At 65.4% G+C, this 22,781-nt stretch carries 19 protein-coding genes; 10 read left to right on the top strand and 9 right to left on the bottom strand.

Features of this window, described 5'->3' with window-relative positions:
- Nucleotides 1–21 precede the first annotated feature (21 nt).
- Nucleotides 22–2,082, bottom strand: a complete 2,061-nt coding sequence (locus BLW05_RS16670; protein WP_093164259.1) for a ribonuclease catalytic domain-containing protein — start codon at nucleotides 2,080–2,082, stop codon at nucleotides 22–24.
- Nucleotides 2,083–2,130: 48 nt separating this feature from the next.
- The gene (locus BLW05_RS16665) at nucleotides 2,131–2,730 is read right to left on the bottom strand and encodes a YqiA/YcfP family alpha/beta fold hydrolase (protein ID WP_093164257.1); all 600 of its coding nucleotides are present in this window, start codon (nucleotides 2,728–2,730) and stop codon (nucleotides 2,131–2,133) included.
- Nucleotides 2,731–2,842: 112 nt separating this feature from the next.
- Between BLW05_RS16665 and rodA the strand changes: the two genes are divergently transcribed.
- The 3 genes from rodA (at nucleotide 2,843) to BLW05_RS16650 (ending at nucleotide 6,929) form a co-directional block, all read left to right on the top strand.
- Nucleotides 2,843–3,997: a rod shape-determining protein RodA gene (gene rodA, locus BLW05_RS16660; protein ID WP_093164255.1), complete on the top strand. Its 1,155-nt coding sequence runs from the start codon at nucleotides 2,843–2,845 to the stop codon at nucleotides 3,995–3,997.
- A 137-nt stretch (nucleotides 3,998–4,134) separates the two neighbouring features.
- Nucleotides 4,135–5,595 carry a metalloprotease TldD gene (tldD, locus tag BLW05_RS16655; RefSeq protein WP_093164253.1) on the top strand — a complete coding sequence of 487 codons (1,461 nt, stop codon included), beginning with the start codon at nucleotides 4,135–4,137 and terminating at the stop codon, nucleotides 5,593–5,595.
- Nucleotides 5,596–5,813: 218 nt separating this feature from the next.
- Nucleotides 5,814–6,929, top strand: a complete 1,116-nt coding sequence (locus BLW05_RS16650) for a 3-deoxy-7-phosphoheptulonate synthase (protein WP_093164251.1) — start codon at nucleotides 5,814–5,816, stop codon at nucleotides 6,927–6,929.
- 16 nt (nucleotides 6,930–6,945) lie between these two features.
- On the opposite strand, the gene BLW05_RS16645 is transcribed toward BLW05_RS16650, so the two are convergent.
- Both BLW05_RS16645 and mpl read right to left on the bottom strand, forming a co-directional pair.
- The gene (locus tag BLW05_RS16645; RefSeq protein WP_256330349.1) at nucleotides 6,946–7,473 is read right to left on the bottom strand and encodes a cupin domain-containing protein; all 528 of its coding nucleotides are present in this window, start codon (nucleotides 7,471–7,473) and stop codon (nucleotides 6,946–6,948) included.
- Nucleotides 7,474–8,877 carry a UDP-N-acetylmuramate:L-alanyl-gamma-D-glutamyl-meso-diaminopimelate ligase gene (gene mpl, locus BLW05_RS16640; protein ID WP_093164249.1) on the bottom strand — a complete coding sequence of 468 codons (1,404 nt, stop codon included), beginning with the start codon at nucleotides 8,875–8,877 and terminating at the stop codon, nucleotides 7,474–7,476.
- Nucleotides 8,878–8,954: 77 nt separating this feature from the next.
- Here mpl and BLW05_RS16635 point away from each other — a divergent pair, with 77 nt between their 5' ends.
- The 7 genes from BLW05_RS16635 (at nucleotide 8,955) to BLW05_RS16605 (ending at nucleotide 15,259) form a co-directional block, all read left to right on the top strand.
- Nucleotides 8,955–9,548, top strand: coding sequence for a hypothetical protein (locus BLW05_RS16635; RefSeq protein ID WP_093164247.1), 594 nt, complete (start codon nucleotides 8,955–8,957; stop codon nucleotides 9,546–9,548).
- A complete protein-coding gene (locus tag BLW05_RS16630) occupies nucleotides 9,545–10,078 on the top strand; it encodes a TlpA family protein disulfide reductase (protein WP_093164245.1) in 534 nt (177 codons plus the stop codon). Before BLW05_RS16635 ends, BLW05_RS16630 begins: the two co-directional genes overlap by 4 nt.
- Nucleotides 10,079–10,193: 115 nt before the next feature.
- Nucleotides 10,194–10,643 carry an acetyl-CoA carboxylase biotin carboxyl carrier protein gene (gene accB / locus BLW05_RS16625; protein ID WP_093164243.1) on the top strand — a complete coding sequence of 150 codons (450 nt, stop codon included), beginning with the start codon at nucleotides 10,194–10,196 and terminating at the stop codon, nucleotides 10,641–10,643.
- 2 nt (nucleotides 10,644–10,645) lie between these two features.
- Nucleotides 10,646–11,995: an acetyl-CoA carboxylase biotin carboxylase subunit gene (gene accC, locus BLW05_RS16620; RefSeq protein WP_093164241.1), complete on the top strand. Its 1,350-nt coding sequence runs from the start codon at nucleotides 10,646–10,648 to the stop codon at nucleotides 11,993–11,995.
- 23 nt (nucleotides 11,996–12,018) lie between these two features.
- Entirely contained in the window at nucleotides 12,019–12,903 is an 885-nt protein-coding gene (gene prmA / locus BLW05_RS16615; protein WP_093164239.1) for a 50S ribosomal protein L11 methyltransferase, read from the top strand.
- A 54-nt stretch (nucleotides 12,904–12,957) separates the two neighbouring features.
- The gene (locus tag BLW05_RS16610) at nucleotides 12,958–14,304 is read left to right on the top strand and encodes a zinc-ribbon and DUF3426 domain-containing protein (protein WP_093164237.1); all 1,347 of its coding nucleotides are present in this window, start codon (nucleotides 12,958–12,960) and stop codon (nucleotides 14,302–14,304) included.
- A gap of 52 nt (nucleotides 14,305–14,356) precedes the next feature.
- Nucleotides 14,357–15,259, top strand: a complete 903-nt coding sequence (locus tag BLW05_RS16605; RefSeq protein ID WP_093164235.1) for a carbohydrate kinase family protein — start codon at nucleotides 14,357–14,359, stop codon at nucleotides 15,257–15,259.
- Between the two features lie 66 nt (nucleotides 15,260–15,325).
- On the opposite strand, the gene BLW05_RS16600 is transcribed toward BLW05_RS16605, so the two are convergent.
- From BLW05_RS16600 to BLW05_RS16580, 5 genes are all read right to left on the bottom strand, one after another.
- Entirely contained in the window at nucleotides 15,326–15,814 is a 489-nt protein-coding gene (locus BLW05_RS16600) for a histone H1-like DNA-binding protein (protein ID WP_093164233.1), read from the bottom strand.
- 194 nt (nucleotides 15,815–16,008) lie between these two features.
- Nucleotides 16,009–17,247, bottom strand: coding sequence for a ribonucleotide-diphosphate reductase subunit beta (locus BLW05_RS16595; protein ID WP_093164231.1), 1,239 nt, complete (start codon nucleotides 17,245–17,247; stop codon nucleotides 16,009–16,011).
- Nucleotides 17,248–17,397: 150 nt separating this feature from the next.
- Nucleotides 17,398–20,307 (bottom strand): ribonucleoside-diphosphate reductase subunit alpha, encoded by a 2,910-nt coding sequence (locus tag BLW05_RS16590; RefSeq protein WP_093164229.1) that lies wholly within the window; start codon nucleotides 20,305–20,307, stop codon nucleotides 17,398–17,400.
- A 352-nt stretch (nucleotides 20,308–20,659) separates the two neighbouring features.
- A complete protein-coding gene (ampD, locus tag BLW05_RS16585; protein WP_093164227.1) occupies nucleotides 20,660–21,271 on the bottom strand; it encodes a 1,6-anhydro-N-acetylmuramyl-L-alanine amidase AmpD in 612 nt (203 codons plus the stop codon).
- On the bottom strand, nucleotides 21,243–22,781 hold the full coding sequence (locus BLW05_RS16580; RefSeq protein ID WP_093164225.1) for a sigma-54-dependent transcriptional regulator: 1,539 nt from the start codon (nucleotides 22,779–22,781) through the stop codon (nucleotides 21,243–21,245). The genes ampD and BLW05_RS16580 overlap by 29 nt, the downstream gene beginning before the upstream one ends.

Raw genomic sequence — 22,781 nt, 5'->3', positions numbered from 1 at the left:
TGGCCATGTCGAACGATGCCCTCAGGCGGGCGCTCCCTCCGGTGAAGGTTCGCTGTCGGTCAGGTCCACCGCGATCGCGATCGGGCCGGCGACTTCTTCCTCGTCTTCGCCGCCTTCTTCCTCGGGTGCTGCCTCGGCCGCAGCAGTGTCGAGCCGCGCGATGACGGTGCCGTGCACATCCAGAGCGATCTCGTCGACTTCGCCCAGCTTGACGCGCACCCGCGCGCCGCGCTGCAGGCCCTGCGTGCCGGTCACCTGGAACACGAGCGGCAGGGTGTCGGCGCGCACCATCGCGCCGTTCGGCACGTCCTTGATGAGCGTGGCGTCGAGCTCGGTGATGCCTTCCTGCTCGAGGTACTTGAGCGTCCAGAAGCGTTCCATGCCGCCCTGGTGCGCGTTGTAGGCGCTGTAGGCGGCATCGAAGCCGGAAAGGATCGAGAACAGGTCAGCGTCCTTGGGCTTGAAGGGTGCGGCGAGCGCCGCGGTCTTGCCGTGCCGCGCGGCGGCAATGATCTGCCACTGGTTCACGAGGTCCGTGTAGCGGCGCAGCGGCGAGGTGCTCCACGCATAGCTCTTCACGCCCAGGCCCGCGTGCGGCAGGGCGCGCGTGCCCATCCGGACCTTGATGCCGGGCAGAAGGCTGGCCTGGCTGCGGTAGAGGGCGGGCACGCTCAGTTCGGCGAGCCAGCCGCCCCAACTGCTGTTGGCGAGGATCATGGCCTCGGAAACGATCAGGTCGAGCGGTGCGCCGCGCTGGCGCGTGGAGATCTGCACCTGTTCCGTGCCGGTGGGTTCGCCTTCGTTGCCGACGAGCCGGAAGGTGTAGTCGGGGCGGGTGAAGGTCTCCGGTTTGCCGCGAACCACCTCGCGTTGCGATTTCAGATGCTTCGCAAGGCGGAAGAGAAAGGTCAGCGGTTCGCGAACGCGCGTGGCGATCTCGGGCGTGTTCCCGGTCTGTACCGACGCATCCTCGAGCCATTCCTTCGAGATCACGGTGTCCAGCTGGTCATGGCGCAGGTTGGCGACGATCGGCACGCGCTCGAGGCGGGTTTCGCTCGATTTCAGCTCGAGCGTCGCTTCGTCGAAGGTGGCGTAGAGCGACACGGCGGGGCAGTCGCGGCCTTCCTGCAGCGTGTAGGCATCGACCACGTGGTCGGGGAGCATCGTGATCTTGTGGCCCGGCATGTAGACCGTGGACATGCGAGCGCGCGCGACCTGGTCGATCGCACTGCCGGGCGCCAGCGCGAGGCCCGGCGCGGCGATGTGGATGCCGACCACGACGGTGCCGCTGCCCAGGCCCTGCACCGACAGGGCATCGTCGATCTCGGTGGTGTGCGAGTCGTCGATGGAGAACGCCTCGACCTTTGCCACCGGCAATTGGTCCGCGATCGCGGGCGCGTCGAGCGCGGGAAAGCCGGTGCCCTTCGGAAAGTTCTCGAACAGGAAGCGGTGCCAGTGAAACTGGTAGGACGAATCGATCGCGCCGGCCTGCTTCAGCAGTTCGAGCGGCGGACGCTGCGTGGCGCGCGCCGCTTCGACCACGGCCTTGTATTCGGGCGCGTTCTTGTCGGGCTTGAAGAGGATCTTGAAGAGCTGTTCCCGCACGGGGGCGGGACACTGGCCCGCGGCGAGCTGCGCCGACCATTCGGCGATCTGCGCCTGGATGGCCTTCTTCTTCTCGATGGCGGCGAGCGCCTGCTGCAGGATTTCCGCCGGCGCCTTCTTGAAGCGGCCCTTGCCGGCGCGCCGGAAGTAATGCGGCGCGTCGAAGAGTGCGAGCAGCGCCGCGGCCTGCTGGGTCAACGTGGGCTGGGCCTGGAAGTACTCGGCGGCGAGGTCCGCAAATCCGAATTCGCCTTCGGGCGCGAATTCCCACGCCAGATCGAGATCGACACCGGCGGCCAGCGCGCGCGCTTCGGCCAGCAGGTCGGCCGGGGCCGGCTTCTCGAAGCGCAGCACGATGTTGGCGCCCTTGACCTTGACGCGCTTGCCGGTCTCGAGCTCGACCTGGGCCGATGCTTCGGCCTCCGAGAGGACGCGGCCGCCGAGGTACTTTCCGGCTTCTTCGAACAATACAAACATGGCGCGGATTGTCCCACGCAGCGCACCGGCTTCCGGCCCCCGGGGCGCTCAGGAGGGGTTCAGGAAGGCCAGCACTTCGCCCAGATGGCTGCGCTCGAAATCGCTCAGCGCGTGGTCCTCGCCCTCGATGACCTTCTGCCGGCTTCCGGGATAGCGCCCGGACATTTCCCGCCAATCCAGCACCTCGTCGCCCTTGGCGATGACCGCGAAGACGCGCTCCGGGTGCGTGAGCGGGCCGACATCGAGCGCGCGCAGCTCGTCGATGTATTCAGGCCGGAAATAGAAGTGCTCGCTGGGGTCGTGCCAAGCCACCTGCTCGCCGATGTGGTTGGCCAGGTCGCGGGCCGGGTGGACGGCCGGATTGAGCAATACGGCGCGGCATCCGGTCTTCTCTGCGACGCAGGTGGCATAGAACCCACCGAGCGACGAGCCCACCACGCCCATCGATTCGCGCGGCCAGCCGGCGATCCCGGACATCACGAGGTCGATCGCGGCCTTCGGCGATGGCGGGAGCTGGGGGCACCACCACGTCGTTCCGGGGTGCTGCCGGGCGACGTGCTGCGCCATCAGCCGGGCTTTGGTGGACTGCGGCGAGGACCGGAAGCCGTGCAGATAGAGCAGGTGGGTGATGGGCAGGTCGGAATTCATAGGGCCATTATCCGAACGCACCCTGAATGACCCCGAAGACCGAGTGCATCGAACGGTCGCCGGCCCCACTGCCCGTGGGGCTCGGTGCTGGCGCGGGGGATAATCGAAGGCTATGTCAGCCGTCCTCCATCAGCCCTCGCTCGCACGCCGCCTCTTGCCGGTGTTCCAGGGTTTCGATGGGTATCTCCTTTTTGCCGTTCTCCTGCTCGCCGGTGCCGGCTTGCTGACGATGTATTCGTCCGGCTACGACCATGGCACCCGGTTCATGGACCATGGCCGGAACATGCTGCTCGCGGCCGGCATCATGTTCGTGGTGGCTCAGGTGCCGCCGCAGCGGCTGATGAAATTCGCGGCGCCCCTCTATGTATTTGGCGTGGCGCTGCTGGTGGCGGTCGCGCTTTTCGGAATCACCAAGAAGGGCGCGCAGCGCTGGATCAACGTGGGTGTCGTGATCCAGCCGAGCGAAATCCTCAAGATCGCGATGCCGCTGATGCTGGCCTGGTGGTTCCAGCGTCGCGAGGGCCAGTTGCGCGCGCTGGACTTCGTGGTGGCGACGGTGCTGCTCGCGGTGCCGGTCGGGCTCATCATGAAGCAGCCTGATCTCGGGACCGCACTGCTGGTGCTGGCGACCGGGCTGTCGGTGATCTTCTTTGCGGGGCTGCCCTGGAAGCTCATCGTGCCCCCGGTGGTGCTCGGACTGATCGCGGTGGCGCTGATCGTCGGGTTCGAATCGCAGTTGTGTGCCGACGGCTTCGACTGGCGAATCCTTCACGACTACCAGAAGCAGCGCGTCTGCACGCTGCTCGACCCGACCAAGGATCCGCTCGGCAAGGGCTTCCACATCATCCAGGGGATGATCGCGATCGGCTCCGGTGGCGTGCCCGGCAAGGGATTCATGCAGGGCACGCAGACGCACCTCGAGTTCATCCCCGAGCGCACGACCGACTTCATCTTCGCGGCGTACTCCGAGGAGTTCGGTCTCGTCGGCAACCTGTTCCTGATCGCCTCGTTCATCTTCCTGATCTTCCGCGGCCTGATCATCGCGCTCGACGCGCCGACGCTCTTCTCGCGCCTGCTGGGCGGCGCGGTCACCATGATCTTCTTCACCTATGCCTTCGTGAACATGGGCATGGTGAGCGGCATCCTGCCCGTCGTCGGCGTGCCGCTGCCCTTCATCAGCTACGGCGGCACCGCGATGGTCACGCTGGGCCTGGGGCTCGGCATCCTGATGTCCATCGCCCGCGCCAAGCGCTTGGTCCAGACCTGAAGCCGGCCGGCGAAGCCCGGCCCGTTCGTGGAATACCGCGGAACCGGCTCCGCCGGGCCGCCGGTGTTGCCCCCGGTCGGGGGATGGCGAAGCGACACGAAGTGCGCGCAGCCTGGGGGCGAGCCTAGAATCCCTTGATGATTTCCCGCGAACCCACCATCGAGCGCCTCGCCACGGCGCAGCAACTCCTGCTCACGCCATTCGGTCTCGACGAATCGCACCTCTCGCGTGCGCTCGCCGAGATCGCCGCGCACAAGGTGGATGACGCCGATCTCTACTTCCAGTACACGCGCAGCGAAGGCTGGAGCCTCGAGGAAGGCATCGTCAAGACCGGCAGCTTCAGCATCGACCAGGGCGTCGGCGTGCGCGCGGTCAGCGGCGAAAAGACCGCCTTTGCCTATTCGGACGACATCTCGGAAGCCTCGCTGCTCGATGCGGCACGCACGGTGCGCAGCATCTCGGCCGCCGGGCGCTCGGCGCGCGTCAAGGCGCCGGCACGCAAGATCGCGGGCAGCCGCTCGCTCTACGGCGGCATCGACCCGATCGCCACGCTCGACAGCACCGGCAAGGTCCAACTGCTCGAAAAGGTCGAGAAGCTGGCGCGCTCGCGCGATCCGCGCGTCTCGCAGGTCATGGCCGGGCTCGCGAGCGAATACGACGTGGTGCTAATGGCGCGCGCCGATGGCACGCTGGCGGCGGATGTGCGTCCGCTGGTGCGTCTCTCGGTGACGGTGATTGCCGAGCAGAACGGGCGGCGCGAAGTCGGATCGGGCGGCGGCGGCGGCCGGTTCGGGCTGGCCTATTTCGATGACGAGCACATCGCCGAGTACGTCGACCAGGCGGTCAAGTCCGCGCTCACCAATCTGGATTCGCGCCCCGCGCCGGCCGGCGAAATGACCGTCGTGCTCGGCCCCGGCTGGCCCGGCATCCTATTGCACGAAGCCATCGGCCACGGGCTGGAGGGCGACTTCAACCGCAAGGGCTCCAGCGCCTTCTCGGGCCGGATCGGCGAGCGGGTCGCCGCCAAGGGCGTGACGGTGCTCGACGACGGCACCATCGCCGACCGCCGCGGCTCGCTCAATGTCGACGACGAAGGCAATCCGACGCAGCGCAACGTGCTGATCGAGGACGGCATCCTCAAGGGCTACATCCAGGATTCGCTCAATGCTCGCTTGATGAAGACCGCGCCCACCGGCAACGGCCGGCGCGAAAGCTATGCGCACTCGCCGATGCCGCGCATGACGAACACCTACATGCTGGGCGGCAGCCACGCGCCGGATGAAATCGTCGCGAGCATCAAGAAGGGGCTGTACGCGGTCAACTTCGGCGGCGGTCAGGTCGACATCACCAGTGGCAAGTTCGTGTTCTCGGCCAGCGAAGCGTACTGGGTGGAGAACGGCAAGATCCAGTACCCGGTGAAGGGCGCGACGCTGGTGGGCAACGGCCCCGACGCACTCACGCGCGTCAAGATGATCGGCAACGACATGGCGCTCGACTCGGGCGTGGGCACCTGCGGCAAGGAAGGCCAGAGCGTGCCGGTCGGTGTCGGCCAGCCCACCTTGCGCATCGATGGCCTCACGGTCGGCGGGACGGCGTGAACGAGTTCACCGTTTCTTTCTTGCCTGTGCTACATTCTTTTCCCATGTCCGCAGCCCGCGCTTATTACTTTGCCTACTTTTGGTTCCCGAATATCGGCGGACGAGAGGCGCGCGCGTAAAGCAAGCAGACAGACAGAACCTCCCCAAACCGCCGGTGCCAAAAGCCCGGCGGTTTTTTATTGCCCTCACGATTCACGACACACCCGAAGGAACAACACATGAGCTCCAAAGCCGCCGCTAGCGACACCTGGTATGCGAACGTCGAAAAGACCAGCCGGACCGACGACGAACGCATCAAGGACATCACTGTGTTGCCCCCTCCAGAACACCTGATCCGCTTCTTCCCGATCCGGGGGACGCAGGTCGAAACCCTCATCACCGGCACCCGCCGGTCCATTCACAACATCATGGCCGGCAAGGATGACCGGCTGCTGATCGTGATGGGGCCGTGCTCCATCCATGATCCGGCGGCGGCGCTCGAGTACGCGCGGCGCCTGAGGGCCGAGCGCGACAAGTACGCCGGCACGCTCGAGATCGTCATGCGCGTGTACTTCGAGAAGCCGCGCACCACGGTGGGCTGGAAGGGCCTGATCAACGACCCGTACCTCGACGAGAGCTACCGCATCGACGAAGGCCTGCGCATCGCGCGCCAGCTGCTGATCGAGATCAACCGCATGGGCCTGCCGGCGGGCAGCGAATTCCTCGACGTGATCTCGCCGCAGTACATCGGCGACCTGATCTCGTGGGGCGCGATCGGCGCACGCACGACCGAAAGCCAGGTGCATCGCGAGCTTGCCTCGGGCCTGTCGGCGCCGATCGGCTTCAAGAACGGCACCGACGGCAACATCCGCATCGCCACCGATGCGATCCAGGCGGCGGCGCGCGGCCATCACTTCCTGTCGGTGCACAAGAACGGCCAGGTCGCGATCGTGCAGACCAACGGCAACAAGGACTGCCATGTCATCCTGCGCGGCGGCAAGGCGCCCAACTACGACGCCGCGAGCGTGGCGGCCGCGTGCAAGGACCTCGAGGCCGCCAAGCTGCATCCGACGCTGATGGTCGACTGCAGCCATGCCAACAGCAGCAAGCAGCACCAGAAGCAGATCGACGTCGCGAAGGACATCGCCGGGCAGATTGCGGGCGGCAGCCGCAGCATCTTCGGGCTGATGATCGAAAGCCATCTGAACGCCGGCGCGCAGAAGTTCACGCCGGGCAAGGATCCCATCGCCGGGCTCGAATACGGCAAGAGCATCACCGATGCGTGCCTGGGGTGGGAAGATTCGACCCAGGTGCTCGAAGTGCTGTCGCAGGCGGTCAAACGCCGCCGCGGGTGAATCGGGCGGCTGCGCTTCAGATCAGCGCAGCCAGCTCCGGCCAGTGATGCCGCAGCAGGGCGGCTTCATCGCCGTCGGGGCGCATGAAAGAGAAATCATCGAAATCGAAACCCGGGCCGACGGTGCAACTCACCAGCGTGTAGTCGTCGTCGCCCTGGGACTTGATCGGCTGCGCGGCCTGCCATTGACCGGCCGGAACGGTGTGCTGGGGTCGCGTGCCGTGGACGTCGACCGGCCCCAGCCGCACGTGCGCCGGTGGCGTGCGCAAGGCGGCGTCGCTGGTCCAGAGGGCGAGCGGCGCGCCTTCGAGATGAATCCACACCTCGTCGGACTGCACGCGATGCCAGCGCGAATGCTGGTGCGCCTCAAGGAGGAAATAGATGGTCGTCAGCGCGTCGCGCGAAGGCCGGCCGTCATTGGGCTGGACCCGCGCCGATGAGCGGTAGATCTCGCGGTACCAGCCGCCCTCCGGGTGGGGCTGCAGGTTCAGGGTCTTGATGAGCTCTTGGGCGCGCATGTTGCGGATGTTAGTCCTGCGGGTCATTCACTGCGATGCGCGCAGTGCGGAAAGCAGCTTGTCGTGCACACCGCCGAAGCCGCCATTGCTCATGCAGACGATGTGGTCGCCAGGGCGGGCGGCGGCAACCACCTGCGGGACCAGCGCCTCGATGCTGCCAGCGACGATCGAACGCTTGCCCAACGGCGCGAGTGCCGCCGCGGCATCCCAGTCCAGTCCGCCGCTGTGGCAGAACGACAGATCGGCCGATTCCAGGCTCCAGGGCAGCTGCGCTGCCATCGTGCCCAGCTTCATCGTGTTGCTGCGGGGCTCGAAGACAGCGAGGATGCGGTCTGCCTTCCGTCCGTCCGCGACCAGCTTCTGACGCAGGCCGTCGAGGGTCGTGCGGATCGCGGTCGGGTGATGGGCGAAATCGTCATACACCGCGATCGCGCCTTCCGGGCGATCCGCCACGCCGCGCAGCTCCATGCGGCGACGCACGTTGCGAAAGCTGTCCAGCGCGTCCGCGGCGGCGGCGGGCGAGACGCCGACATGCTCTGCAGCGGCGATCGCCGCGAGCGCGTTCATCTGGTTGTGCTGTCCGGTGAGCGCCCACCGGACGCGGCCGACGGGGGCACCTCCGCGCAGCACTTCAAAAGCGTCGTGCGCACCCTGCGCCTGCCATTCGCCGCCGGCGCCGAAACGCGCGAGCTGGCTCCAGCATCCTTGGGCCAGAACGCGGCGCAGGCTTTCCTCGGTCGCGTTGACGACGAGCCGGCCGCTGCCCGGGACGGTTCGCACGAGATGGTGGAACTGCCGTTCGATCGCTGCGAGGTCGTCGAAGATGTCCGCGTGGTCGAATTCGAGGTTGTTCAGGATCGCGGTGCGCGGACGGTAGTGGACGAACTTGCTGCGCTTGTCGAAGAAGGCGGTGTCGTACTCGTCGGCTTCGATCACGAAGGTGGATTTCTCGCCGCGACCGAGGCGGGCGGAGACCCCGAAGTCCAGTGGCACCCCGCCCACCAGGAAGCCCGGCGCCAGTCCGGCACGCTCGAGGATCCAGGACAGCATGGACGTCGTGGTGGTCTTTCCGTGTGTGCCGGCAACGGCCAGCACGTGGCGGCCCTGCAGCACATGCTCTGCCAGCCATTGGGGGCCGCTGGTGTAGTTCGCGCCTGCGTCGAGGATGGCTTCCATCAGCGGGAACTTGGCCGATCCGTCCGCCAGCCGCGTACGGGAAACCACGTTGCCGATCACGAAAACATCGGGCTTCAAAGCCATCTGGTCCGCGCCGAAGCCTTCGATGAGGTCGATCCCGAGCGCGCGCAACTGATCGCTCATCGGCGGATAGACGCCGGCGTCGCAGCCGGTCACCTTGTGGCCGGCCTCGCGCGCCAGCGCGGCAACGCCGCCCATGAAAGTGCCGCAGATGCCGAGAATGTGAATATGCATCGGCCAATTCTAGGGATGCGGTAGGGGCGCGGGCCCCTGGCCTTCTGCCTGCGCGCTACTGAGGGCAAAATGACCCGATGGACGATTCCAAACAGGAAATCGCCGCGACTGCGGCTCGCCTCGTTGTCGAGGAAGGGTTGGAGTACGGCCCAGCGAAACGCCGTGCGCTGCGCGACTTGGGCCTGCCTGCGCGCACCGCGCTGCCGAACAACGACGAGATCGAGGCGGAGGTGCGCGACTACATTCGGCTCTATTGCGCCGACACGCAGCCGAAGGAATTGCATGCCTTGCGCGTGCTCGCGCTCGAATGGATGGAGCACATGGCGGAGTTTCGTCCGCATATCGGTGGCGCTGTCTGGCACGGCACCGCGACGCGGCTGTCCGACATCTATATCCAGCTCTTCTGCGACGACTCGAAATCAGCCGAAATTGCCCTGATCGATCACCACGTGGACTACGAGCCGCGCATGGTCACGGGCTTTCACGGCGAGCAGGTGGAGGCGCTCAGTCTCCATGCGGCCAGCCGTGCGCTCGGCGAAGAGGTCGGCGTGCATCTGATGGTCTACGACCTCGACGACCTGAGGGGCGCGCTCAAGCCCGATTCGCAGGGTCGCGCGCCGCGTGGCAACCTCGCAGCGCTTCGGCGGCTGATTGAAAAGGAAAATGGATGAGCAGAGGATCGACGCGGCGCGGCCTGCTTTACGGCGGGATCGCGGTGATTGCGGCGGCTGCGGGCGTCGGTGGCGCCTGGTGGCGAAGCAGGGCTTCGCGACAGGGCGCCGAGCGCCTGGATGATGCATTCTGGTCGCAGCGCTTCGATCGGCCGGAGGGCGGCGAACTCGCGCTGGCCAGTTTGCGCGGCAAGCCCCTGCTGATCAATTTCTGGGCCACGTGGTGTCCGCCGTGTGTCGAGGAAATGCCGATGATCGACGCCTTCTCGCGAGAAAACGGCGGCAACGGTTGGCAAGTTATCGGATTGGCCATCGACCAACCCAGTGCCGTGCGCAAGTTCCTCGAGAAGACGCCGGTGGCCTATCCCATCGGCCTGGCGGGCTTGCAGGGCACCGAACTGGTCAAGAATCTCGGCAACACCTCGGGTGGCCTGCCGTTCACCATCGTCGTCGACGGTGCGGGTTCGGTGGCGGCGCGTAAAATGGGCAGGCTCGACCCGAGCGACCTGCAAACGTGGCGCCGCGCTTGAGTTCGCGGCTAGAATCCGGCCCGACCAATTTGGCAGATGGCGGTAAAACGCCGAAATAAGCCGAAATTCAGGCGAGTTACGTTCTAATAACCGGCAAGGCCGAGGCTGGAGTCCCATGGATCTACGCAAGCTCAAGACACTGATCGATCTGGTGTCTGAATCCAATATTTCCGAGTTGGAAATCACCGAAACCGAAGGGAAGGTCCGGATCGTCAAGGGTGGACCCGCCGCACCGGTCCAGTACGTGCAGACCGTCGCTGCTGCGCCGGCCGCCGCGCCCGCCCTCGCCGGTGTGCCCGCGCCCGCGCCGGCCGCCGCACCGGCAATCACCGGACATGCAGTCAAGTCGCCGATGGTCGGCACCTTCTACCGCTCGTCCAGCCCGGGAGCCCCTGCATTCGTTGAAATCGGCAGCCAGGTGAAGGAGGGCGACACCCTCTGCATCATCGAAGCGATGAAGATCCTCAACGAGATCGAGGCCGACAAGTCGGGCACCATCACCCAGATCCTCGGCGAGAACGGCCAGGCGGTCGAATACGGCCAACCGCTGTTCATCATCGAGTGACCATGTTCAAGAAGATCCTGGTCGCCAACCGCGGTGAGATCGCCTTAAGAATCCAGCGCGCTTGCAGCGAGCTCGGCATCAAGGCGGTCATGGTCTATTCGGAGGCCGACCGCGAAGCCAAATACGTCAAGCTGGCCGAAGAAGCAGTGTGCATCGGCCCTGCGCCTTCCTCGCAAAGCTACCTGAACATGCCCGCCATCATCTCGGCTGCCGAGGTGACGGATTCCGAGGCCATCCACCCCGGCTACGGCTTCCTGAGCGAGAACGCGAACTTCGCCGAGCGGGTGGAGCAGAGCGGCTTCCAGTTCATCGGCCCCTCGCCCGAGTCGATCCGCATCATGGGCGACAAGGTGTCCGCCAAGCAGGCCATGATCAAGGCCGGCGTGCCCTGCGTGCCGGGGTCCGACGGCGAACTGTCAGACGATGCCACGGCCAACAAGCGCATCGCGCGCGCCATCGGCTATCCGGTGATCATCAAGGCCGCCGGCGGTGGTGGCGGGCGCGGCATGCGCGTCGTTCACACCGAGGCGGCGCTGATCAATGCGATCCAGATGACCAAGGCGGAAGCCGGCGCGGCGTTCAACAACCCGTCCGTGTACATGGAGAAGTTCCTCCAGAATCCGCGCCACATCGAAATCCAGGTGCTGGCCGACAAGCACAAGAACGCGGTGTATCTGGGAGAACGCGACTGTTCGATGCAGCGCCGCCACCAAAAGGTCATCGAGGAATCGCCCGCGCCGGGCATTCCGCGCAAGCTGATCGAGAAGATCGGCGAGCGCTGCGCGATGGCCTGCAAGAAGATCGGCTACCGCGGCGCCGGCACCTTCGAGTTTCTCTACGAGAACGGCGAGTTCTATTTCATCGAGATGAACACGCGTGTCCAGGTGGAGCACCCGGTCACCGAGTTCACCACCGGCATCGACATCGTGAAGACGCAGATCATGGTGGCGGCGGGCGAGAAGCTCCCGTTCACGCAGCGCCAGATCGAGATGCGCGGCCACGCGATCGAGTGCCGCATCAACGCCGAAGACCCATACAAGTTCACGCCTTCGCCGGGCCGCATCACGATGTGGCATCCGCCCGGGGGGCCCGGCGTGCGCGTGGATTCGCATGCCTACACGAACTACTTCGTGCCGCCGAACTACGACTCGATGATCGGCAAGATCATCGTCTACGGCGATACGCGCGAGCAGGCCATGGCGCGCATGCGCACGGCACTCAACGAAACGGTGATTGAAGGCATCCTGACCAATATGCCGCTGCACCGCGAACTGATGGTGGACGCCAACTTCATGAATGGCGGCACCAACATCCATTATTTGGAAGAGTGGCTGGCCGCGCACAAGCGCTGAGCACGCCCAGGCCGGAGTCTTCAGTGTTCGAACTTCGTCTGCTTGCGCCGGAAGACAGTGTCGAAATCATCAGCGACGCACTCGACGCGCTCGACGCGCTGAGCGTTTCCGTTGAGGATGCCGATGCACAGACCGATGCGGAGCAGGCGTTGTTCGGCGAACCTGGCATGCCGCCGCCCAAGGAGGGCTGGCAGCGTTCGCGGGTGATCGCGCTGTTCTCGACCGAGGCACAGGCGCGGGAGGCCGCGTCAGTGCTGTCCGCGCAGGATTTCTTCGACGGGTGCAGCGTGACCGGCGTGGTCGACGTGCCCGAGCAGGACTGGGTGCGGCTGACGCAGTCGCAGTTCGCGCCGGTCGAGATCACGCCCGAGTTCTGGATCGTTCCGACCTGGCATGAGCCGCCCGCGCAAGCCCGACAGGTCATCCGTCTGGATCCGGGCCTGGCGTTCGGAACGGGAACGCACCCGACCACGCGCATGTGCCTGCGCTGGACCGCTTCGCGCGGAGATCTCGCCGGACAGCGCGTGCTCGACTACGGATGCGGCTCCGGCATCCTGGCGATCGGCGCTGCGAAGTTCGGCGCAAGGGACATCGATGCGGTCGACATCGACGAGGCCGCGGTCGATTCGACGCGGCTCAATGCCGAAGCAAACGACGTCCGCCTGAATGCCGGATTGCCGGAGGCCGCGAGCGGCCGCTATGGTGTCGTGCTGGCAAACATTCTCGCGACGCCGCTCAAGGTGCTTGCGCCGCTGCTGTGCGGCTATGTGGCGCCGGGCGGGTCATTGGTGCTGGCCGGCATCCTCGAGCGGCAGGCCGACGAACTGAAGCAGGCCTACGCACCCTATGCATCGCTCGAAGTCTCGGACAGCGAGGACGGCTGGATCCTGATGACGGCGCGGCTCTAGCCGGCCCTGGTCTCGCCGTGCCTCACGAGGAGGCGACCCTACAATCTGCGCCTCATGAGTCTGGTCACCCGCTGCCCCGCGTGCGCCACCCCGTTCAAGGTGGTCAGGGACCAGCTTCGCATCTCTGACGGATGGGTGAGATGCGGGCGCTGCAGCCAGGTCTTCGACGCGACTGTGGATCTGCAGGATGCGGCCGAATTCCATGTGGAGACCCCCGCGCCGCCGATTTCATCCGCGCTCGATGCGCCGATGCCCGATGAGGTTGTCGAGGCGATTCCTGGCGATGTGGCGGCCCCCATTGAGTCTGCAGAAGCCTTTGAGCCGCCTGCCGGGGCGCAGCAGCCGGAGGGCGAATCCATCTCGGCCGATGCCGAGACGGACTTCTACGACGATCTGCACGAGGCGCTGACTGCAGTCCAGGCGCTTCCAGCGCCCGAGTCGGTGTCGGCGGCCCCGCTGGCCGCCTATGACGATGATGCGGATCGCGCTCACACGCCTGCTCGCGAGATGGTTCCCGATGTGGCGTGGCCCGACGCGGACATGCTGTCGCTCGGAGACGAAGGGCGCCTTGCGGTGCGTCCGCCCGTGCCGCCTCCTTTGTCCTTTCCCGATATCGATCTTTCGCTGCCTTCATCCCTTCCCGCAGCCGCGGTGCCCGCGCCTGTATCGGCAGTGGTGCCGACCGACGCCGGATCCATACCGGACGATGGGAGCAATGTCCAGTTGCAGAAGGCGCTGCGCCGCGCGCGCGCCAAGTCCGCAAAGATCGCGAAGGCCAAGGCCCGCGGGCAGAAGGTCGCGACTGTCGAGACTGCGCCCGTGGTGCTGTCCGCCAGCGAGCCCGAACCCTCGACCGAGCCCATGGTTGCCGAGATGCCGCCATTCTTCGGCGCCGAAGCTGCGAAGAGCTTCTGGCAGCGTCCCGCAGTGCGGGGGCTGATGGCGCTGCTCGCCTTTCTCGGCGTGGTCCTCCTGCTGGGGCAGATGGTCTACCAGGAACGCGATCTGATCGTCGCGCGGCAGCCGTCGCTTCGTCCTGCGCTGCAGTCGATGTGCCGGGTATTCGGTTGCGAGGTCTCCGCGCTTCGCCAGATCAACGACATCAAGGTCGATGGCGCATCGTTCGCGCGCGAGAAGAACGACGATGGCTACCGATTCAGCTTCACGCTTCGCAACGGGGCAGAGGTGCCGCTCGCGATGCCTGCCGTCGAGCTGTCGCTGCTCGACACGCAGGAGCGTGCGGTCGTGAGGCGCGTGCTCATGCCCGCCGAGTTCGGCGCGCCGAATGTCCTGCCGGCACGCTCGGAGCGATCGGCCTCGCTTTCGCTCAGGCTCACCGGCCCCGAGGCTGCGCTCATGCCGCCTGTGGTCGGCTTTCGCGTGGAGACGCTCTATCCTTGAGCGCCACACGCTTCCTTCCATCCATTCGACAACTCCATCAGACGGTTCACCTATGGCAGCAGTGATTTGCGGTTCGCTCGCATTCGACACGATCATGACTTTCGAAGGCCGGTTCGCCGACCAGATCCTCCCGGACCAGTTGCACATCCTCAATGTGTCGTTCCTGGTTCCTGGTCTGCGGCGTGACTTCGGCGGTTGTGCGGGCAATATCGCCTACAGCCTGAACGCACTGGGCGGCAATGCGCTGCCCATGGCGACGGTCGGCAGCGACGGCGACGCCTATGTGCAGCGGCTCGGTTCGCTGGGCATCAGCACCGAGTTCGTCCGCCAGGTCGACGACACCTTCACCGCTCAGGCGATGATCATGAATGACCGCGACAACAACCAGATCACGGCGTTCCACCCGGGTGCGATGCAACAGGCCCACATCACGCGCATCGCGGCGCGCGAGGACATCCGCATCGGCATCATCGCGCCCGATGGCCGCGATGCGATGCTGCAGCATGCCGAGCAGTTCAAGGCCGCAGGTATTCCTTTCGTGTTCGATCCGGGTCAGGGCCTGCCGATGTTCGACGGCAAGGAGCTGGCGCATTTCGTCGATCTCGCGAGCTGGGTGGTGGTCAACGACTACGAAGGCAAGATGCTGTCGCAGCGCACGGGTTGGAGCTTGGCGGAGATCTCCAAGCGAGTGCGCGGACTGGTTGTGACGCTCGCGGCGGAAGGTTGCGAAGTCTGGACGAATGGCGAGCGCGAGCATGTTCCGGCAGCGAAGCCGACCGCGGTGGTCGAGCCGACCGGCTGCGGCGACGCATGGCGCGGCGCGTTGCTCTATGGGCTGGAAAAGGAGTGGCCGCTTGCGCGCTGCGCGGCACTTGGCAATCAATTGGGCGCGCTCAAAATTGCCCAGCGTGGTCCTCAGAATTACACGGTGGATAGAAAGGCGCTCGGCCTTTAATTCGCCCAATAACAAAAAAGCCCGGTGCGTGAGCACCGGGCTTTTTCTTTGACAGCGACTGAAGACTCAGGGCTTGCTGGCCGTCGGGAACGGCCATGCTGCCTGGGGATTCAGCGTCGTCTGGGCGGAAGGGGCAGCAGCGGCGGGGGCAGCGGCAGGAGCCTTCGCGGGGGCCTTGGCCTTCTTGGCAGCAGGCTTCTTCGCTGCTTTCTTGGCGGCAGGCTTCTTGGCTGCAGCCTTCTTCGCAGGAGCCTTCTTGGCAGCGGCCTTCTTCGCCGGCGCCTTCTTGGCTGCTACCTTCTTGGCAGGGGCCTTCTTCGCCGGCGCCTTCTTGGCCGCTACCTTCTTGGCGGGGGCCTTCTTCGCCGGCGCCTTCTTGGCCGCTACCTTCTTGGCAGGAGCCTTCTTCGCCGGGGCCTTCTTGGCTGCTACCTTCTTGGCAGGAGCCTTCTTTGCCGGGGCCTTCTTGGCTGCTACCTTCTTGGCAGGAGCCTTCTTTGCCGGAGCCTTCTTCGCAGCGGCCTTCTTGGCCGGCGCTTTCTTTGCAGTTGCCATTTCTATTTTCTCCTTGATCAAGTTGAAAAAATCAACCTCTTGAAGCACTCCACGCATGTTGGACATCGCGGAGCGATCCATGGTGTTGGGGCCTGCCCCAACACCATGAACACCGACGCCCTACCGATGCCGCACTCTTTGGTGCAGTCTGTCGGCAAGGGCAAGTTCTGAACTCACTTTGTTCTTGTCGAAAATCAATCCCAGGAGAGCGCACCACCCGACTGATACTCGATCACACGGGTTTCGAAGAAATTACGCTCCTTCTTCAGGTCAATCATTTCGCTCATCCACGGGAAGGGATTTTCTTCGTTCGGGAAGAGCGTTTCGAGGCCGATCTGCTGCGCGCGCCGGTTGGCGATGTAGCGCAGATAGCCCTTGAACATGGAGGCGTTCATGCCGAGCACGCCACGCGGCATGGTGTCTTCGGCATATCGGTATTCGAGCTCGACGGCCTTCAGGAAGAGGGTCTTGATCTCCGCCTTGAACTCGGCGGTCCAGAGGTGCGGGTTCTCGAGCTTGAGCTGGTTGATCAGGTCGATGCCGAAATTGCAGTGCATCGATTCGTCGCGCAGGATGTACTGGTACTGCTCGGCGGCGCCGGTCATCTTGTTCTGGCGGCCCAGCGCGAGGATCTGCGTGAAGCCGACATAGAAGAAGAGACCTTCCATCAGGCAGGCGAAGACGATCAGCGACTTGAGCAGCTTCTGGTCGTTTTCGGGCGTGCCGGTGTGGAAGTTCGGATCGCTGATGGCGTCGATGAACGGGATCAGGAACTGGTCCTTCTCGCGGATCGACTGGATCTCGTTGTAGGCGTTGAAGATCTCGCTCTCGTCGAGGCCGAGCGATTCGACGATGTACTGGTAGGCGTGCGTGTGAATCGCTTCTTCGAAGGCCTGGCGCAGCAGGAACTGGCGGCACTCGGGCGCCGTGATGTGGCGGTAGGTGCCCAGCACGATGTTGTTGGCGGCGAGCGAATCGGCGGTCACGAAGAAGCCGAGGTTGCGCTTGACGATGCGGCGCTCGTCTTCGGAGAGGCCGTTCGGGTCCTTCCAGAGCGCGATGTCGCGCGTCATGTTCACTTCCTGCGGCATCCAGTGGTTGGCGCAGGTGGCGAGGTACTTTTCCCAGGCCCACTTGTACTTGAACGGCACCAGCTGGTTGACGTCGGTCTGGCCGTTGATGATGCGCTTGTCGGCCGCCTTGACGCGATGGCCCGACGGCACCGCAGATGCGGTGGCCTGCACGGCGCGCGCCACAGCGCTGTCAGCGTATGCGTGCGCGACAGGTGCGACGGAAGAAATTTGGGGAGCAATTTGCGAAGTCGGAAACTCCGACAAGCGGCCGACTTGCGCGCCGCTGTTCGAGGGGTGCCGCAATCCTTGTTGCAGATCCGTTGGCAAGGAGGGCTTGACTTCTTCGTCCCAGGTCAACATAGAAAAATCCAATGCTCAAATTATGTGAGCAACGATGTGAGTTGCAAAGTGCTCCCACACATCGCGCTCCAATTATGTTGTCGTTATGTTGTTCGCATGCATCGCAATTTGTCAGGCGATGCCGCGAACTACGCCAACTTCATGCCGATATCACTGGCACGCTTCGCAAGTCGGATCGTCGACGCCGCAGAACGCGATGTCGGTTGCGGGCATCGCATTCAATTGCGCTTGCGCTGCCAGAGCAGCTGCTTCGAGTGCGCTCATGCCAGACGATGCATCGCTGCCCGACGACACCGCGTTGAGTCGACCCGATTGAACAGTGGACTTCTCCGCATGCGTCGCGCTCTGCGTGCGCAGGTAGTACGTGGTCTTCAGACCGCGCAGCCATGCGAGCTTGTAGGTGTCGTCCAGCTTCTTGCCCGATGCGCCGGCCATGTAGATGTTGAGCGATTGCGCCTGGTCGATCCACTTCTGGCGACGCGCCGCAGCCTCGACGAGCCAGGTCGTCTCGATCTCGAAAGCAGTGGCGTAGAGTGCCTTGATGTCCTGCGGCACGCGGTCGATGGGACGCAGCGAGCCGTCGAAGTGCTTCAGGTCCATCACCATCACGTCGTCCCACAGGCCCAGGCGCTTGAGGTCGCGCACCAGGTAGTGGTTGATGACCGTGAACTCGCCGGAGAGGTTCGACTTGACCGAGAGGTTGCCGAAGCAGGGCTCGATCGAGGCATCCACGCCGATGATGTTGGAGATGGTCGCGGTCGGTGCGATGGCGACGCAGTTGGAGTTGCGCATGCCATCGGCCTTGATCTTCTGGCGCAGCTCGTTCCAGTCGAGCGTGGACGAGCGGTCCAGCTCGACGTAGCCGCCGCGTGCCTTTTCGAGCAGGTCGAGCGTGTCGAGCGGCAGCACGCCCTTGTCCCACAGCGAGCCCTTGTAGCTCGAGTACTTGCCGCGCTCGCGCGCCAGCTCGGTCGAGGCCCAGTAGGCGTAATAGCAGATCGCTTCCATCGACTCGTCGGCGAACTGCACCGCTTCCGTCGAGGCGTAGGGGATGCGCAGTTCATACAGCGCGTCCTGGAAGCCCATCAGGCCGAGGCCGACCGGACGATGGCGCAGGTTCGAGTCGCGGGCCTTCTTGACGGCGTAGTAGTTGATGTCGATCACGTTGTCGAGCATGCGCATCGCGGTCGAGATGGTGCGCTTGAGCTTTTCCTGGTCGACCTTGCCGTCCTTCAGGTGCTGCAGCAGGTTGACCGAACCGAGGTTGCAGACCGCGGTTTCGGTGTCGCTGGTGTTCAGAGTGATCTCGGTGCAGAGGTTGGACGAGTGAACCACGCCGGCGTGCTGCTGTGGCGAGCGCACGTTGCAGGCGTCCTTGAACGTGATCCACGGATGCCCGGTCTCGAACAGCATCGTGAGCATCTTGCGCCAGAGGTCGGTCGCGGGGATGGTGCGGCTCGGCTTCAGATCGCCGCGCGCCGCCTTCTCTTCATAGGCGACGTAGGCGGCCTCGAACTCGGCGCCGAACTTGTCGTGCAGGTCGGGCACGTTCGAAGGCGAGAACAGCGTCCAGTTGCCCTTTTCCATCACGCGGCGCATGAACAGGTCGGGAATCCAGTTCGCCGTGTTCATGTCGTGCGTGCGGCGGCGGTCGTCGCCGGTGTTCTTGCGCAGTTCGAGGAATTCCTCGATGTCGAGGTGCCAGCTTTCGAGGTACGTGCAGACCGCACCCTTGCGCTTGCCGCCCTGGTTGACCGCGACGGCGGTGTCGTTCACCACCTTGAGGAAGGGCACGACGCCCTGCGATTCGCCGTTGGTGCCCTTGATGTGGCTGCCGAGCGCGCGCACGCGCGTCCAGTCGTTGCCCAGGCCGCCTGCGAACTTGGAGAGCAGCGCGTTTTCCTTGATCGACTCGTAGATGCCGTCGAGGTCGTCCGGCACCGTGGTCAGGTAGCAGCTCGACAGCTGCGAGCGCAGCGTGCCGCTATTGAAGAGGGTCGGCGTACTCGACATGAAGTCGAAGGACGAGAGCACTTCGTAGAACTCGATCGCGCGCGCTTCGCGGTCGATCTCGTTGAGCGACAGGCCCATGGCCACGCGCATGAAGAAGGCCTGCGGCAATTCGATGCGGGTCTTGCGCACGTGCAGGAAATAGCGGTCGTACAGGGTCTGCAGGCCGAGGTAGTCGAACTGGTGGTCGCGCTCGGGCTTGAGCGCGGCGCCGAGGCGGGCCAGGTCGAACTGCAGCAGCTTCTCGTCGAGCAGCTCGTTGTCGACGCCCTTCTTGATGAACTGGGGGAAGTAGTCGGCGTAGGCCTGCGCGCGCTCGGCGGGCGGCACTTCGCGGCCGATGATCTCCTTGAAGATCGTGTGCAGCAGCAGGCGCGCGGTGGCGAAGGTGTAGTCGGGGTCTTTTTCGATCAGCGTGCGGGCCGCGAGGATCGAGGCCTTGTAGACCTCGTCGAGCGGAACGCCGTCATAGAGATTGCGCATCGTCTCGGCCACGATGGGCTCGGCGGTGATGCTCTCGCCCAGGCCGGCGCAGGCGGATTCGATCAGGCCCTTGAGCTCGCCGAGGTCCAGCGCGACGCGCTCGCCGCGGTCGAGCACGTGCAGCGTCGGGGCTGCAGGCACTTCATGCTCGCCCTGCTTGGTGCGCTCCTGCGCGCGGCGCTCGCGATAGAGCACGTAGGCGCGGGCGATCTCGTGGTGGCCGCCGCGCATCAGGCCGAGCTCGACTTGGTCCTGCACGTCCTCGATGTGGAAGGTGCCGCCGCCCGGACGCGAACGCATCAGCGCGCGCACCACGTTCTGCGTCAGCGTGTCGACGGTCTCGCGGACGCTGGCCGAAGCGGCGCCCTGGGTGCCGTGCACGGCCAGGAAGGCCTTCATCATCGCGACGGCGATCTTGTTCGGCTCGAAAGGCACGACGGCGCCGTTGCGGCGAATGATCTGGTAGTTGGCGAGCGCGTTGCTGGCGGGCGAGCCGGCAACGTCACGGTTTTGCGGCGTCGAGGGTACGGCGCGGGGGGTGGAAGGGGTGTTCAGGGCAGTTTGCATTCAATCCTCTTTTGGCAAATTCTTGTGGACGGCGGAGCCGCTCTGGCCTTTGTGTCCGGCTGTAAATGCCAGGCAGGGGCACACTATATCTAGGGTCCAGGGGGTCTACAACCCACTAGATATAGTGTTTTACACAAACAACAACCATTGTGAAACCTGCTATTCCAGGGGCGAGGGGGCGGCGAGGCCGCTTCTCCGTTGGGTCAAGGTAGCGCGGCCCCCGATCCATGGGCGTCTGCGGCGGATTTGGGCCTGAAAAGCGCATGGTTGCTGCGCTTGCCACTTGCGGGCCGCGGTTTTTCTGCGGCGCAGCATGCGCCCATCGCCCCGCGCGGCGCGATTGAAAAAATCTTCAGGGATCGAGCGTGGCGGCGGGGAACATCGCTCGGTCCCAGCCCAGTTGCTCACGCAAGAGGCGCCAGTCGAAACCCGGCCCGGGGTCCTGCTTGCGGCCCGGCGCGATGTGCTCGTGGCCCGCGATGAAGGCGGTCGGGTAGGTCTGTGCGATCGCAGGGCACAGGCTTGCGAGGGTTTCGTACTGCGCGCTTTCGAAGGTCTCGCCCTCGAGCCCCTCGAGCTCGATGCCGATCGAGTCGTCGTTGCAGTTCGAGCGTCCGCGCCATGACGAGGCGCCCGCGTGCCAGGCCCTGTCGTTGCAGCTCACGAACTGCCACAGCTCGCCGTTGCGCCGCACATAGAAATGCGCCGAGACCTCGAGGCCGCGGATCTTCTCGAAATAGGGATGCGCATCCCAGTCGAGGCGATTCGTGAAGAGCGCCTGCACCTCCTCGCCCCCGTACCGGCCCGGCGGCAGGCTGATCGAGTGCAGGACGATCAGGTCGATCCGTGCGCCTGGCGGCCTCGGGCCGAAGTTGGGCGACGGCAAGGGTCGCGCGAAGCGATACCAGCCGGAGCGCCAGAGCCCGTTCGTCGGATCATTCATCGCCGCCGAAGCCGCTGGCATCGTCGCCGTTGGGTGTCGTGATGCCGAGGCGCGCGATGCGGTAGCGGATCTGGCGCAGGCTCAGGCCCAGCCGCGCGGCGGCGGCAGTGCGGTTGAAGCCGGTCTCCTGCAGTGCGCGCACGAGGATCTGTCGTTCCTGCTCGTCGAGGTAGCTCTGCAGGTCGGGCGGCACCGTGGCCGGTGCGCGCGCAGGCGCGGCCGGCGCCATCTGTGCAGCTGCGGGCGCGACCACCGGCGGCGGTGCCGGTTCGAGCGGCGCCGGCGCGGTGGTCGTTCCCATGAGATCCACATGGAGCACGTCGCCTTCGCTGAGGGCCACCGCGCGGTGCAGAAGGTTTTCGAGTTCACGGACGTTGCCGTGCAGCGGATGCGCGGCCAACTGCAGAAGCACCTCGGCCGACAGCGTGGGCGCGGGCATGCCGGCGTCGCGTGCGATGCGCCCGAGCAGCGCATGGCAGAGCGCCGGCAGATCCTCGCGTCGATCGCGCAGCGCCGGGACCGCGATCTCGATCACGTTGAGGCGATAGAAAAGATCCTGCCGGAACCGTCCGGCCTGCACCTCCGCGTGCAGGTCCTTGTGGGTGGCGCTCACGATGCGGACGTCCACCGCGTCTTCCTGCGTCGAGCCGATGGGCCGCACGCTGCGCTCCTGGATCGCGCGCAGCAGCTTGGACTGCATCGCCAGCGGCAGGTCGCCGATTTCGTCGAGGAAGAGCGTGCCGCCGCGCGCCGCCTGGAAATAGCCGTCGCGGTCCTGCGCGGAGCCGGTATAGGAGCCCTTGCGTGCGCCGAAGAATTCGGCTTCGAGCAGGTTCTCGGGAATCGCGCCGCAATTGACTGCGACGAAAGGCCCGTCGCTGCGTTGGCTGCAGGCGTGCACCGCGCGAGCCACCAGTTCCTTGCCGGTGCCGGATTCGCCGCGCACCAGCACCGGCGCCATGCCGCGCGCAACCTTGGCGATGCGCGCCTTCACGAGCCGCATCGGTTCGGACTCGCCGACCAGCCGGTCGAGCGCCGCTGCGCCGGCGCCGCCGATGGCGGGTGCCGTCTTGCCGGCTTCCTCTGCGGGCTCGACCGTCCCTGCGGGGGGCGTCGCTTTGGCGGGCGTCGCGGTCTGCGGCGGTGCCTGCACCGCCGAAGCCACCACCGAACGGAACTGCTTCAGGTCGACGGGCTTGGTGAGGTAGTCGAAGGCACCGGCCTTGAGCGCTTCCACTGCGTTCTCCGCCGAACCGTAGGCGGTCATGACCACGCAGCGCTCGCTGCGCTGGTCTTGTTGGATGCGCTGGAGAATCTGCATGCCGAGGCCGTCCGGCAGCCGCATGTCGGTGATCACCGCATCGAAGCGGCCGGCATCGAGATGCTCGCAGGCCTCCGACACGCTGCCCGCGGCCTCGACCCGGTAACCCTCGCGCAGCAGCGTCAGCTCATAGAGCGTGCGCAGGTCGGGCTCGTCGTCGACCACCAGGATCTGCGCGGGTCGCGATGCGGAGGGGTTGGGGGTGCTCAC

This window comes from Variovorax sp. YR216 (assembly GCF_900107745.1).
Lineage (GTDB): Bacteria > Pseudomonadota > Gammaproteobacteria > Burkholderiales > Burkholderiaceae_C > Variovorax.
Note: the sequence above shows the minus strand (reverse complement) of the source record. Positions and strands in the feature narration are given on the sequence as shown.